This is a genomic window from Chloroflexus sp. (assembly GCF_056331925.1).
The window spans coordinates 115,763-130,574 of the sequence record NZ_JBWGQH010000003.1 but is presented as its reverse complement, the minus strand read 5'-3'; the positions used below and the strand labels follow the sequence as shown (position 1 = coordinate 130,574).

Sequence of the window (14,812 nt, the reverse complement as noted above, 5' to 3'; positions counted from 1 at the left end):
TGTGTGCAACCCGTGCACGAATGGCAACAACGTCTCCATCAACATCTTAGCACCAGCCTCCGTGCTAAGCTGTCGTTTTTCCTGAGTCTTATGTTGACTATGATTATGCTGGTAGCGGCGTTTGGCGTCTTCCGCTTCATCGAGTCGATTGAACAAGAAGGTTGGGCCGGTCGGCAACGTGAAGCAGCCCAGAATGCGGTCCGCACCATTGACGATTTTTTGCGGCGAATCGAAGACACATTAGCACTGGTTGGCGCCCTCTCGGCTGAACAGGTCGCTACTTCGCCGGAATTGTTGCCGACGGTGCTTGAGCGTGCACCGGCATGGATTGAGATTGTGCGCGTCACCCGAGATGGAAGAGTGATTGCCAAAGCCACCCGTGATCGTTTGTTGTTGGGCGATTTGGTGACGATACCGATGGCTAATTGGTTTCAGCAAGCGCGCGCCGGTCAGCGTTACCTCGGCCCATTATCGGTGACGTTCAATAGCGAACCGTATATCATCGTAGCTGTCCCGGCCAACGATGGCGGAGTCGTCGCCGGTCGCCTACGGATGAATTTACTATGGGAGACGGTAGCCGCCATTCGTTTCGGACGCACCGGTCAAGCGTATATTGTTGATGATCAAGGCGTTATCATTGCCCATGCAGATCCACAGCTCGCGCTCAACTATACCTCCATCGGCAATCGGCCAGAGTTTCGGGAATTTCCGCCTGACGGTTTCCAGCGTTTCTACATTAACCTGCTCGGTGAAGAGACCCTCGGCGTAGCCCTCAACATCCCGACTACTCCATGGCGTTTAATCGCCGAGATACCAGAATCTGAAGCGACTGAACTCTCGACCCGCTCAGGAATTATTTTCACTATTAGCCTTATTCTTTCTGGTTTCGTCATTTTACTCGCTACCAACTATCTGCTTGATCGATTCACATTCCGCATTCTTGCAGAGCTGCGTCGAGGAGCTGAACGAATTGGCAGCGGTGACTTGTCGCAACCCCTCCCGGTACCGCAAGAACGCGAAGTGGCACAAGTGGCGAGTGCATTCAACACGATGATGCACCAGTTACGCGCACGTAACGCTGAAATTGTACGTCAGACTGAAAGCCTGAAGGCTGAAGTCCGAGAACGTCGCCGAATTGAACAAGAGTTGATCCGAGCCCGCGATGCTGCGGAGGCTGCTTCACGCGCCAAAAGTACTTTCCTCGCAACGATGAGCCATGAGTTGCGCACACCATTGACGGCGATCATTGGTTATAGCCAACTCTTAGAACAACTGGTTGATAAGGGGATTTATGAGACGGTAGCTCATGATGTAAGCCGTATCCGGGCTGCCGGAAACCATCTGTTGACCCTGATTAACGATATTCTCGACATCTCGAAGATCGAAGCCGGACGAATGACGGTTAGTGCCGAGTATGCCGATGTCGCCGATTTGGTTCGTAATGCAGTAAATACGGTGTTACCGCAAATGGAGAAAAACCACAACCGGCTACAACTCAATTGTCCATCCGACATCGGTATGCTTAACAGTGATGCGACCAAAGTACGGCAAGCACTCATCAATTTGCTGAGTAATGCAGCCAAATTTACCGAAAACGGGACGGTTACGCTGACCGTCACCCGCTATGAGGATGAGGGCCGGTTATGGTTTCGTTTCACTGTGGCCGATACCGGTATCGGTATTCCGCCAGATAAGATCGACAAGCTCTTCAAGGCCTTTTCGCAAATCGATGATTCGCCGACCCGCAAATACGGTGGCACCGGCTTGGGCCTCGCCCTTAGCCAGCGACTCTGTGAGCTGGTAGGTGGTCGGATCACGGTACAGAGTACGGTTGGCGTCGGATCGGTCTTTACCATTGAAGTGCCTGCCCACCTGAGTCTACCCACACCGGTATCCTCCGATCACTCACTCGATCGCTCTGGCGCAGATGAGCATATGGTATCGGAGGCAGCCGATAATCCAACAATACCGATCAGTCAGGCAATTATTCTGGTCATCGATGATGATCCGACGATCGGTGAACTGTTCAACCGCCTCATCCCGAAAACCGAAGCGTATGTTGTCGTGGCTCATACCGGTGCCGAGGGATTACGGCTGGCAACCGACTTGATACCTGAATTGATCGTGCTCGATATGAACTTACCCGATCTCCATGGTATTGAGGTACTCGCACGCTTGTGTGAAGACCCAACACTGGCAAAGATTCCGATTGTGGTCTTGACCATTGACGACCAGGCCCAACGAGGGTTAACATTCGCCGTATCTGAATATCTGGTCAAACCGGTAGCACCGGATAAACTCATCCAAGTGGTGCAGCAGCATTGCCGTCGCACGCCCAATGAAGCTACCGATTACATCTTGATCGTCGAAGATAATCAGGCATTGGCAGAGATGGTTGCCCGCACACTCCACACAGCCGGTTGGCACACTGAGGTGGTCTCGGATGGTGAGGCCGGCCTGATTGCTGTGCGGAGCAAACCACCCGGTCTCATTTTGCTCGATTATCTGCTACCCAAACTCGACGGTCTTCAGTTTCTGGAAGCATTACGTGCCGATCCGGTTGGACGGGACATCCCGGTCATTTTGATGACGGCCCGCGATCTTTCGGCTGACGAACGACAACAACTGGCAAGCAGCGTCAACGCTATTCTTAGCAAAGCCCACTTTGATATCGAGCAGATTGTCGTGTCTATTCGCGACATTCTACAGACCAAATCAACGATTATCTCTAACTAAGTAGCATTCTTGTGCCTAAAGGTAAAGTTTTTCACTATGGCTAAGATCCTAATTGTAGAAGATGATCAGAACAATCGCGACTTGATTGCCCGGCTGATTCAACTCATGGGCCATGAGCCAATCTTAGCCAACGATGGTGCGCAGGGAGTCGCATTGGCCCGTAGTATGCAACCCGACCTGATTATTATGGACATGGGCTTGCCGGTGTTGAATGGTTGGCAAGCCACCCACCGCATCAAATCGCAACCGACCACCAGCCATATCCCGGTACTCGCCCTGACCGCCTACGCGCTGAACGAAGACCGCCTACGCGCGTTGTCGTCTGGCTGTGACGATTTCGAGACGAAGCCGATCGATATCGAACGGTTTCGTGAGAAGGTGTCGGCAATGCTCGCACGATCAAACCACCGAGCGGATGGTGATACTATTTAGAAATTCTAAACAACGTATCATACCTGTTATGCCCCAATCACCCATGCTATACTGCTCCCGTAGTGAAAGGAGCATGTATGGCCTCGAAGTGGTTAGTTCGGCAACGAGCAGTGATTTGGGTCTGCGGTCTCCTGGGTTGCTGGCTTGTTGCCTGTACGACTCCGGCCTTCCAACCCTCATCAGACCCTACAGCCACTCCGACTGAGCTACCGGCGACCTCCACACCACTGCCGATTACGGCAATCGAACTCTGGCAACGTGCCATTGCTGCCAGCACAATCGGCGATGATGATAGCGCTGCGCAACTCTCGAGCGAGTTATTGCAACTCTTTCCCGCAGCACCGGAAGCACCGCAGGCGCGTTTGCTGCTGGCCCGTTCGTATGCCAAGCGTGGCGCGTGGACATCGGCGGCAGCGGTGTTGCGTCCGTTGTTATCCGATCCGACGCAGCCAATATATGCACCGGCTCTCTTCCTCAATGCACGAGCCAACGAAGCAGCCGGCCTCCATGAGGCGGCGGTAGCTGCCTACAGCGAGTACGAATCGTTGCAAACCCCCCTGGCGCCGTATGCAGCACTGCGGGCTGCCGCCCAATTACGGGTATTGGGGCGATTGGCCGAAGCAGAAGCCGCTTACTTACGCGCAGCGACAAGCACCATCGCTGCCGGTCAACGCGCCGCGGCTTACGAACAAGCAATTGAGCTTGCCGTTATCGCTAATCGTCCGGCCGATGGCGTCGCGTATGCTCGTGCTATCTTGAGTTTCGCGACCCAACCCGACTACCGAGCACGCATCTTGGTACGGGCAGCGGCGCTCGCCGCTACAGCAGGTGATGATGAATCTGCTCGTGCCTTGCGGCGTGAGGCCATCACTACTTATGCCGGTGCTGCTGCTGTGCAGGCAATTGATGACTTACGTGCTGTTGGAGACACAGCGTTCGATCCGTTGGCTGCCGCCCAAGCTTACGGCGCGGTCGAACGGTGGGATGATGTGATCGCAATGCTCGATATGGTCATCGCCTCCGGTCAAGACCCTGCCGAGGCATTACGCCAACGCGGATTAGCCCGGCGCGCACTCGGTGATTTCAGTGGGGCATTGACCGATCTGGCTACAGCCCGCGAACGCGCTACGAACCCGGAAACTTTCCGTCAGGCAGCACTCGATTGGATTCAGACCTACGGCCAGAGCGGAATGACGGCAGAAGCCGCAATGCTGTATCGCCAGTATGCCGATGAGTGGCCCGATGATCCGCGAGCACCGGTCGCCCTTGATCGGGCGGCTCAGTTGTACGACCGGCTCGGCGATAGCGCGACGGCAACTGCCGTGCGGATCGAATTGGGCCAACGTTACCCAACCACAACCCTTGGGATCGCTGCGATCCACCGCGTAGCACTGGCGCGTTTCGATGCAGGTGATCTGACCGGCGCCGGTGAACTGTGGCAAACGCTTGCCCGTCACGGACAAGGGATCGGTCAAGCGTTGGGTGCGTTTTGGGCCGGTAAGACGGCCCAAGCGTTGGATGATCCGGCGGCAGCGGCGTTGTTTCAGCAGGCACAGGTAAGCGCGCCAGATAGTTTTTATGCCGTGCGGGCAGCCGAGGAATTGGGGACTGTTCCTACCGGTTACATCTCATTCACTGCACCAATGGCATCCGACGATTGGCTTACACTAGCAGAATGGGTCCAGAGCTGGGCACCCACCGAATCTCCCAACCAAAACCTTGCCGCAGTAGCTGAACGCGCCCGGTTGCTTGCGGAAGTTGGCTTAGAAGACGAAGCGCGTGGTGAATGGCTCGACGGTTTGCGGCAGATTGGTGAGTCGCCCGTCTTAGCCCTCGATCTGGCGCAACGCGCGTATCAGGCCGGTGCAACATACTACGCACTGCTGGCTGCCGAGCGGCTCGCCCGACTCGCCCCGGAAACTGCCGGCTCTCCCCCAACGAGCCTGCTGCGGTTGCGTTTCCCTACCCCATACGCCGATACGGTGCAACAGGAAGCTACGGCATTTGGGGTTGATCCGCTCTTGTTGTATGCCCTCATCCGTCAGGAGAGCCTGTTCAATCCGGCCGCAACTTCATGGGTGGGTGCTCGTGGCCTAACCCAAGTCATGCCGGAAACCGGGCGTGGGATTGCGCAAAACCTCGGTATGAGCAACTTTCAGCTCGATGATCTGTATCGCCCATACATCAGTATTCGCTTTGGTGCGTTCTATCTCGGTCGCCGCATCGGTGACATGAACGGCAGTTTGCATGGCGCACTGGCTGCCTACAATGGTGGCTTAGGGAATGCCCGACGGTGGGCCGGCGGCAATACGGTTACCGATCCCGACCGCTTCATCGAGATGATCGACTTTAATGAGACACGCAACTACGTATGGAGTGTGTATGCATTTTACGGCGTGTATTGTAGCCTGTATCGTTGGCCGTGATAGGTGATGAGCGCTACTACGTTGGCAACGTTGTCACCACAATGATACAAACTCACAAGGTAGGGCATCCACAGAACTTGTCTCGGCGGATGACACGATGTGCCGGTCGCCCATCTACTGCGTCCGTTACACCCACCGGGTCTTTGCGTTATCCTTTACATTTAAGAACATACCATCTTATCGGATTAATCGTATCTCGCCTGTCAGTCGCCATCACGTTATATAAAAGGTTACTTCCGAGGAAGGTATCGAATGGAATTACTCCTCGTCTTACTCACTCTCGTCATTCTTTCCGCCAGCATCGTTTACGTCTTACTGCAAGACTGGCACGGCACGGCCAATCGCCTGTTTAGCCTGTTTACCGGCAGTTCGCTGCTCTTGACGTGTGCTGGTGCGGTGCGATTTGCGAGTCGCAACCCTGACGAGATTTGGTGGCTATCGGGATTACTTACCTCATTACAAGCAGCCATCTTTGGGCTACTCATTTGGCTCATTATGATTCTGTTCATGCCGCACCGTTACCACCAACCGCTCGTGCGATGGGTCACGATTGCGCCATACCTCTTGATGGCGGTAATCCTGGCAATCGACTGGTATGGTCGCTTCGGCTTTATCGGCAGTGACGTATTGCGTGAAGAGACCGGTATTTTAAGATTCGTGCGTGGGCCGGCATTCTGGCCGGTGTTTGCTCTCTACATTATCGGTTGTATTGTGACCCCGCTAATCATGCTGAGCACTATTGCCGTCCAACATCCGGCAACCCGCGGCCCGGTCGGCTGGCTAATCGGCGGTACCACGCTGACCTTCCTGATGGGTTACGTGTTTCGCGAGCTTGGGATGGTCGCCATCACCTATGTCAGTCTTCTACCACTTCATTTGTCTTTTGGGTGGGTCACCCTACGCTACGGCATCTTTCGCCCTTCGCAAGTTGCGTTGCAAGCGGCGGTCGAACATCTACCTGACGGAATGCTCGTGCTCGACACGCAACGACAGATACGCTACGCCAATCGTGCGGCGCAACGCATTATCACAGGAAACGATAGAAATCAGCAGAGCTTCGAGCAAGCCCTCGCCCAAGTGGGGTTCATCGAGCAGACGTCAACCGAAGATCGTGAGCGACAGCGACGGCGATTTGTCCGACCTACCGATCAAACCATCTTGCTTGCCACTGAAGTGACGATCAACGATGCACAGGGTGGCGCGAGTGTCGTGCTCATCCGTAACGTGACCCGCGCGGAGCAACAGCAGGCCGAGCTGATCGCCTCACGCGCAGTCCTCGCCGAACGAACCGCCGAGCTCGAACGTTCGTTGGCCGAATTACAACAGCGTGACGAGTTACTCCGCCGGTTGAGCCTACCGATCATCCCGCTGAGTGCCACAATGGTGGTCATACCATTGATCGGTATATTCGACGCGGCACGCTGTCAAAGCCTACTTCAACTCATCCTACCGGAAATTGCCGAACGCAACGCAAAAACGGTGTTAGTCGATCTCACCGGATTAACGGCATTTGACCAAACCCTCGCCCACACGTTGTACCAACTGCGCGATGGCGCCCGTCTGATGGGGACGCAGATTATCTTGTGTGGCATCCACCAGATTTGGCCGAGGTGATGATCCACACCGGTGGGACATGGAACGACCTGCGTTCGTTTGCTACGTTACAAGACGGGGTGAAAGCGTTGCTAACCAACACGATACGGTAAGCGGTGACTCTTGCGCCTTGTAGCAGCGGTTACTGCTATCGATTTGGTTTTAGCAAAGGAACACCGCTTCCTCCATTGCGCCAATCACTCAGGGAATCAGCGATGAATGGCCAACGCGATCTGCTGAAGTATCTGAGGTCCTACAGCATTTGTCTGATGATCATTGCAGTCGTTGGCGGCTGTAATCAAACCGAACCACCCGATCCAATGACCGAGGGTCAACGCATCTACACCATCTACTGTCTAGGCTGCCACAGCCTCGATCCGGCAGGGCCTACTGCACTTGGCCCACCGTTGGCCGGGATTGGCACCCGTGCTGCCAACAATAGCGAAGGGCTGAGCGCAACTGAATGGCTCCGGCGTGCGATCATCGACCCTGATGCCGTCGTGACACCGGGCTACACGGCGGGATTGATGCCGCGCACCTACGGTACCGATTTTCGCCCACCGCAACTAGAGGCACTTATCGCGTACTTAGCGAGTCTCAAATAACTCATAGGCGCACAAGCCACATCACCGATCCACGAGCGTAGCGATAGTCACCCCATCACCGCCATCACGACCACCGCCGGTAAACGATGCTACCAGCGGATGGGAAGCTAACACATCACGCACCACCTGGCGCAAAGCCCCGGTTCCCTTACCGTGAATGAGGCGAACCTGGTGCAAACCCGCCAGATAGGCATCGTTGAGGTAACGGTCAAGCTGACCACTCACTTCAGAGACACGCCAGCCTCGCATATCGAAGGTCATCGAGACATCGGGCATTGACGGCAGATTCACCTGTCGCTCTGGAAGCGTAAAGCGGTGTTCACCGTTGTCCGCCGTCTTAGCACGCTTCAACTCGCTACATTTGACGGTCAAACGAAAACCACCGACTTGCACCGTTGCCGTCTCATCGTCCGTATCGATAGCCATAATTTCGCCGTTGAGACCAACCGATGCCACATGAACCGTATCACCAACCTGCAACGGACGCTCGGCAGGTGGTGGCGGAGCGGACGGCGCCATTTGTCGCTGCAACCGTTCGGTAGCCTGCTGTGCCTGCTCGGCAGTAGCGACCAAGCGCTTTTCAGCCTCTTCCAACCACTGACGCGAAATGCTCACCGAACGATACTCTTCACGTAACCGACGCAACTGCTGGCGGACCTCACGTAGCTCCGTCTCGATCTCTTGGCGAGCGGCAGCCAGTGCTACTTCACGTTCAGCGGCAAAAGCTTGCTGCTCGGCGGCCAGACGGTCACGATATTTTTCGGCATCAGCACGCAACTCTTCAGCTCGCCGCAACTCCTCCGCTGCCGCTGCACGTTCACGCTGGATGCCGGCCAATAGGTCTTCGACCTGTGCCTCATTACGGTCGATAAACGAACGCGCCTGTTCGATCAACGCCGGATCGAGACCAAGCCGCGCAGCAATCGCCAGAGCGTTCGAGCGACCAGGAACACCGATACTCAGCCGATAGGTCGGTGCTAGGGTCTCAATGTCGAACTCGACCGAAGCATTCTCAACCCCCGGTGTTGCGTAAGCAAAAGCCTTCAACTCAGGGTAATGGGTCGTTGCAACCGCTAACACACCCAATTCCAGCAAACGCCCGATAATCGCCCGTGCCAACGCCGATCCCTCAACCGGATCGGTACCGGCGCCCAACTCATCGAAGAGCACCAACGCCGCAGGTCGCCGATCATCGAACAATGCCTGATCGGCAGGAGCAGAGGGGAGCGACTGCGCCTCCGTCAGCGTCTGGAGCACACGAATAATGTTTGCCATATGCGAAGAGAACGTGCTCAGACTCTGTTCGATGCTCTGCTCATCACCGATATCAGCGAAGATGTATTGAAAGACCGGCAACCGTGAAGGTTGATCGGCAGGAATCTGCATACCGGCTTGGGCCATCAACGCAAGCAGCCCGGTTGTCTTAAGCGCAACCGTCTTTCCACCGGTATTTGGCCCGGTAATCAACAGGATTGAAAATGTGCCACCCAACCAGAGATCAATTGGTACCACCTTATCAGGCGGCAAAAGCGGATGGCGAGCGCGGATCAGGCGCAACGGCGGCTCAGGCGACGGTGGGTCATTGGGTCGCCAATCAACGATCTCCGGCGCAGTACTGCGGGTAGCAATTGCGTACCGAGCGAGGGCAAACGCCAGATCAAGCGTGGCCAGCGTATTGACGGTACTAACAATCGCACTTACCGTTCCACCAACCTGCTCTGAGAGGGTGCCGAGAATGCGTTGCACCTCTTCCGCCTCGGCCGATTGCAATTCACGCCAACGGTTATTCAGCTCAACAATCGCCAACGGCTCGATATAGAGGGTTGCTCCCGAACCCGACTGATCGTGCACCAAGCCACGCACTTCACGGCGATGGCTCGCCTTGACCGGAATCACATACCGTCCGTTGCGCACAGTAATAATCGGTTCTTGCAGAGCAGCAGCCAACGTACTGGAATGGATCATGCTCTGCAATCGCTCTTGCAAGCGATTGAACGCCACTCGTACCTCGTGGCGGAGACGGGCCAAGGTCGGGCTAGCACTATCGAGCACTTGCCCATCATCGCCGATAGCCTGCTCAATAGCCTCGATCAGATGTGGTAGCGCAGGTAACGTATAGCCGAGATCGCGCAGGTTTGGGAAGCGATCATCGAGTCGGCTGAGACGTTGGCGCAACGTGGCAGCGCTCCGCAGGGTTGCGGCAATATCACGGAGTGTCGTCCCATCGAGCATCCCACCGCGTGCTGCATGATGAGCAGATCGGCGCACATCGCGAGCACCGCCAATCGTGAGATCAGGCCATTCTTCGAGCAATAGCCGAGCCTCAGCCGTGAGGGCTTGACGGCGGCGTACCTCGTCCAGATCGGTGGACGGCGTCAGACTTAAGGCCAATTCACGCGACGCCGAGAACGCGGTATAGTGTGCGAGACGGTCGCGCACAGCATCAAATTCAAGTGTATGAAGCGATGTTTCTGGAATCGACATAGCTGTATCGTTGTAGCGCAATGTACCCCGTTCAGCCTATCACCGATCAGGGGTGAACACCATCAGCCTGGAGATTGATTATTGTACCTGAAAGATAATCCGAGCCGCATCAGGCAAGATCGGATCAATGAGATCATACAAACTCGGCAAAATTGCATTGGCAAAAAAACGTAACATAAAGGAAGTGCCAATTTGTCCACCCAACCAGCGCGTAATTGGGTAATCGATATTAGCAAAACCACGCACAATAAAGAGGTTCCAAAGCAGAACTGCTGTTAAGCCAATGGCGAGACCACCGACAACAACTCCGAGAACTGAGCCGACAATCCGGTCAATCATTTCGATGGAATGTGGTGTTTGTACATAGCGAAAACTATAGATACCGACAATCGTGAGCACCACAAAACAAAGGAGATGAATCAAAGCGAACGCCACATATTGGCTAACAAAACGTTGTCCACCAAGCTCACGGACAAAGATATCGGCCAGTATTTGGTAGTATAAACTTGCAATAACGGTACTGAAATAAAAAGAAAGAATAACCAATACTAAACGGATCGTACCGTTAAGGAAACCAGCAGCTAACGCACCAAAGAATAATATTACAAAAAACAGATCAACAACATTCATTCGAAAGTCTCCTTGGTATGAATTACCGTTGTTGAGCACCAAACAACCATCTGGGCGATTATAGCACATTATCTTGCGATTCTTCCGGTTGACAGCGCAACAATCTATGGAACAACCACCCCCACAACCTCAACGAGACGCCTACAGACACCACGCCGGCATCAGGCTACCGCTGTACTGCGTGCGGTATCATCTCCACTAATGCTAACCGATCTGCTATGCCTGAGATCGAGATTCAGCCCATTACCTCACTGCGGTGAGAGAGTATTCACTAACACTGGCGCTATGAACGCTTGTTTGTCGATTGCAAGGGTATCGTTATGAGCAGCACCACCAACACTACAACCGAAACTACGCAACTATCCACCTCTCCTGCTGTTACGGATCGGATCACACCACTATCACCGTTAGAAGTTCAGCGCGGCATGATCATTTCGATCTGGGAAGGAGCAATTGCCAACATTCACATCAGTATTACGGGTGCAATCGGCGGCAGTGTATTTCTCAGCGGGTTTGCACTCTTGCTCGGTGCGAACACCTTTCAGATCGGCCTCCTCGGTGCTTTGCCATTTATCGGACAGTTCTTTCAGTTTCTGAGTGCGTACCTTGAAACCCGCTTTGCTAAGCGCCGCCCAATCGTGTTATATACAGCGCTAGCCGGACGTTTGGTGTGGGCCTTTCTCCTTTGGTTACCCTTCACCGGCTGGCCGGCAGCGTGGCAGTTGAATATATTCTTTATCGCGCTCGGTTGCTCGTATGCGCTTAACGGCATGGCCGGTAATGCATGGATGAGCTGGATGAGCGATCTGGTGCCGGCCAATCGGCGCGGCAGTTATTTTGGTTGGCGTAATACGATTGCCGGTCTGAGTAGCATGGTGAGCGTCTATCTAGCCGGATTAACGCTCGATCACTTTCGAATGAAGCACGCGGAGGCCCAAGGGTACGCCGTGATCTTCGGTGTCGCAGTGGTAGCAGCGTTTGGCGCGGCCCTGCTTATCGCACGCCAGCCTGAACCACCCTTAACACCACGCCCGTGGGTAGGAATTGGCACATTTCTCTTTAGTCCGCTACACGATAGTTCCTTCCGCCGCTTTACCATGCTGGCTACGGCGTGGGCTCTCGTGACCGGTATTGCTGCACCGTTTTTCAATATCTACGGCCTTACCACCTTGCGACTTGATTTCTCACTGCTGGCCTTGACCGGTATCGTAACAACTACAGTGGCGCTCGTCTTTTCACCGTTGGTCGGCTGGCTGATGGATCGCTACGGATACCGGCTCGTCGTGACTGTTTGTGTGATCGGGACGATCCCATTGCCACTCGGTTGGGTCCTCTCAATACCGCACAATATCGTGCCGTTATGGCTTACCTCGATCTTTTCTGGTGTCTTCTGGCCGGGGGTTAACCAAGGTCTCGGCAATCTGCTGATGGAACGAGCACCGGCAACCCAACGGGGAACGGCGATGGCGATCTTTAGTCTCATCACCGGCTTTGGTACACTCATAGCCTCATTAGCCGGAGGTGCGCTCGGTCAGATGATGAGTCAAACAACGCTCCACCTTGGGTCACTGACAGTCGGTGGTTTGGCCGTGTTATTTGTCTTGACCATGCTCGGTCGGATGGTAATGGCCGGTGTGTTTTGGCGAATCTTACGCTAATGATGGGATTGCATAGTCAGACCGAGAGAGCGGTAGTCGCTGCTCAACTTCATCAACTATGGACAACTGCAAGCTGTCATCACTCGTGTCGTGACGTGCTATAATGCGCGCCGATATGGTTGTTGGTAGCTTGTATCTTGTATGTTATCACAAGGAGTCACTATGGATCGACGGGTGGTAGTGACCGGAATAGGGGCAATCAGCCCACTTGGTCTGAGTGTAGCTGAACTCTGGCAAGGGATCGTCACCGCGCGTAGTGGCGTCGGTCCGATCACCCTGTTCGATCCAACCGGGTTTGATACGACCTTTGCCGCCGAGGTGAAAGGGTTTGATCCAACCAACTATATGGATCGCAAAGAGGCGCGCCGCACCGACCGCTTTGTCCAGTTTGCCGTAGCCGCTACCAAAGAGGCACTGCGCGACGCCGAGTTAGACATTACCCCAGCCAACCACGATGAGATCGGCGTCTTTATTGCGAGCGGGATCGGTGGGATTGCCACCCTCTCTGAGCAATTGGAGGTGCTCCGTAGTCGCGGGCCAGGCCGGATCAGCCCGTTCCTCATTCCGGCGATGATCACCAACCTTGCTGCGGGGCAGGTCTCAATTATCACCGGTGCGCGTGGGCCGAGTTATTGCGTAACTTCAGCGTGCGCCAGCTCGGCGCATGCGATTGGCGAAGCTGCCGAGACGATCCGACGCGGATGGGCAAAGGCGATGATCGTCGGTGGTAGTGAGGCGAGTATTACCCCCATCGGTGTGGCCGGTTTCAACGCGATGCGGGCCCTTTCGACCCGCAACGCAGACTATGCCCACGCTTCGCGCCCCTTCGACGCCGAGCGCGATGGTTTTGTGATGGGTGAAGGTGCAGCGGTGCTGATCCTCGAAGACCTTGAATTTGCCCTTGCCCGTGGAGCACGGATCTTGGCCGAGATTGTCGGTTACGGAGCAACTTCCGATGCCTACCACATTTCAAACCTCGCCGAAGACGGTGAAGGAGTAGCGCGAGCGATCCGGTTGGCGTTGAAACGCGGCGGTATTGCACCGAGTGAAGTTGACTATATTAACGCTCACGCAACGTCAACACCGGCTGGCGATCCGGTGGAGACAGCGGCGATCAAGCAGGTGTTCGGCGGACGTGAGCAATCACCACCGGTTAGCGCCAGCAAATCGCAATTCGGGCATCTCCTCGGTGCAGCCGGTGCGATTGAGGCGGTCGTAACCGTGTTGGCTATGCAGCATAATCTGTTGCCGGCCACGATCAATCTCCAGAACCCCGATCCGGCTTGCGATCTAGATTTTGTGCCCAATCAGCCACGTCCGGCCCAGATCGAAGTAGCCCTAAGCAATTCATTTGGCTTTGGAGGGCATAATGTCTGCCTCGCCTTCCGCAAGTATCACGAATAACGTATGGTCGAACGATTAGCAGAGCTTGAACGGGCGCTCGGTATCACATTTCGTGATCGCAAACTGCTCCAAACGGCGCTAATGCACCGTTCGCTGTTCAACGAGCAACCACACTTACTCCGTAGCCTTAGCGATAATGAACGGTTGGAGTTTCTCGGCGACTCGGTGTTGCATTTTGTTACAACAACGTGGCTATTCCAGCAGTTTCCCAATCAGAATGAGAGCACCCTGACCGGTTGGCGCGCGGCACTCGTTAGTACGAAAGGGTTAGCTGAATGTGCCGCTACCCTGAATCTTGGTCAGTATGCCTTCTTGTCACGCGGTGAAGATACACCAAAGGGGCGAGAACGGGCAAAGTTACTCGCCGATTTGTTTGAAGCTGTGATTGGGGCTATTTACCTCGATCAAGGGTTGGAAGCGGCACGTACCTTTATTGAGCGGTTTCTGCATGAACGGATCGGTACAATTCAAACAGCCCTACTCGACCCAACGACTCGTTTACAAGAGATTGTTCAAAGTCGACATAAACAATTACCCAAGTACCACCTGATTGAAGAACGTGGTCCTGATCATCAGCGCGAGTATGTGATGGCGGTAACAGTGGAAGGACACGAATATATCGGCACCGGATCCAGTAAGAAAGCCGCTAAAAAAGCAGCAGCGCAGGCGGCACTTGCCGATATAGACCGGTAACACAAGGCGGTTGTAAGGTGTGTGAGGAGACACAGGGCCGCACCGGGCGCACCGCACCTCACCGCTGCCAGCGGGCCGCACCGGGCGCACCGCACCTCACCGCTGCCAGCGGGCCGCACCGGGCGCACCGCACCTCACCGCTGCCAGCGGG

10 protein-coding genes are annotated in these 14,812 nt (G+C 55.0%); 8 read left to right on the top strand and 2 right to left on the bottom strand.

Going from position 1 to position 14,812, the window contains the following annotated elements; genetic code table 11:
• Positions 1-3 precede the first annotated feature (3 nt).
• The 5 genes from AC01ZF_RS02785 to AC01ZF_RS02765 all read left to right on the top strand — a co-directional run bounded on the left by AC01ZF_RS02785 (position 4) and on the right by AC01ZF_RS02765 (position 7,792).
• Positions 4-2,736, top strand: a complete 2,733-nt coding sequence (locus AC01ZF_RS02785; protein ID WP_424676230.1) for a hybrid sensor histidine kinase/response regulator — start codon at positions 4-6, stop codon at positions 2,734-2,736.
• 36 nt (positions 2,737-2,772) lie between these two features.
• The gene (locus AC01ZF_RS02780; RefSeq protein ID WP_424676231.1) at positions 2,773-3,168 is read left to right on the top strand and encodes a response regulator; all 396 of its coding nucleotides are present in this window, start codon (positions 2,773-2,775) and stop codon (positions 3,166-3,168) included.
• A 77-nt stretch (positions 3,169-3,245) separates the two neighbouring features.
• Positions 3,246-5,594 (top strand): transglycosylase SLT domain-containing protein, encoded by a 2,349-nt coding sequence (locus AC01ZF_RS02775; protein ID WP_424676232.1) that lies wholly within the window; start codon positions 3,246-3,248, stop codon positions 5,592-5,594.
• A 252-nt stretch (positions 5,595-5,846) separates the two neighbouring features.
• Positions 5,847-7,208, top strand: coding sequence for a histidine kinase N-terminal 7TM domain-containing protein (locus tag AC01ZF_RS02770; RefSeq protein WP_428113513.1), 1,362 nt, complete (start codon positions 5,847-5,849; stop codon positions 7,206-7,208).
• A 194-nt stretch (positions 7,209-7,402) separates the two neighbouring features.
• Positions 7,403-7,792 carry a c-type cytochrome gene (locus AC01ZF_RS02765; RefSeq protein WP_424676234.1) on the top strand — a complete coding sequence of 130 codons (390 nt, stop codon included), beginning with the start codon at positions 7,403-7,405 and terminating at the stop codon, positions 7,790-7,792.
• 21 nt (positions 7,793-7,813) lie between these two features.
• Here AC01ZF_RS02765 and AC01ZF_RS02760 read toward each other — a convergent pair whose 3' ends face one another.
• Both AC01ZF_RS02760 and AC01ZF_RS02755 read right to left on the bottom strand, forming a co-directional pair.
• Positions 7,814-10,276, bottom strand: a complete 2,463-nt coding sequence (locus tag AC01ZF_RS02760) for an endonuclease MutS2 (protein WP_428113510.1) — start codon at positions 10,274-10,276, stop codon at positions 7,814-7,816.
• Between the two features lie 78 nt (positions 10,277-10,354).
• Entirely contained in the window at positions 10,355-10,906 is a 552-nt protein-coding gene (locus tag AC01ZF_RS02755; protein ID WP_424676236.1) for a CvpA family protein, read from the bottom strand.
• A gap of 320 nt (positions 10,907-11,226) precedes the next feature.
• Here AC01ZF_RS02755 and AC01ZF_RS02750 point away from each other — a divergent pair, with 320 nt between their 5' ends.
• The 3 genes from AC01ZF_RS02750 to rnc all read left to right on the top strand — a co-directional run bounded on the left by AC01ZF_RS02750 (position 11,227) and on the right by rnc (position 14,661).
• The gene (locus tag AC01ZF_RS02750; RefSeq protein WP_428113508.1) at positions 11,227-12,564 is read left to right on the top strand and encodes an MFS transporter; all 1,338 of its coding nucleotides are present in this window, start codon (positions 11,227-11,229) and stop codon (positions 12,562-12,564) included.
• Between the two features lie 162 nt (positions 12,565-12,726).
• Positions 12,727-13,968: a beta-ketoacyl-ACP synthase II gene (gene fabF / locus AC01ZF_RS02745; RefSeq protein ID WP_424676238.1), complete on the top strand. Its 1,242-nt coding sequence runs from the start codon at positions 12,727-12,729 to the stop codon at positions 13,966-13,968.
• Between the two features lie 3 nt (positions 13,969-13,971).
• Entirely contained in the window at positions 13,972-14,661 is a 690-nt protein-coding gene (gene rnc / locus AC01ZF_RS02740) for a ribonuclease III (protein ID WP_424676239.1), read from the top strand.
• The last annotated feature ends 151 nt before the right edge of the window (positions 14,662-14,812 follow it).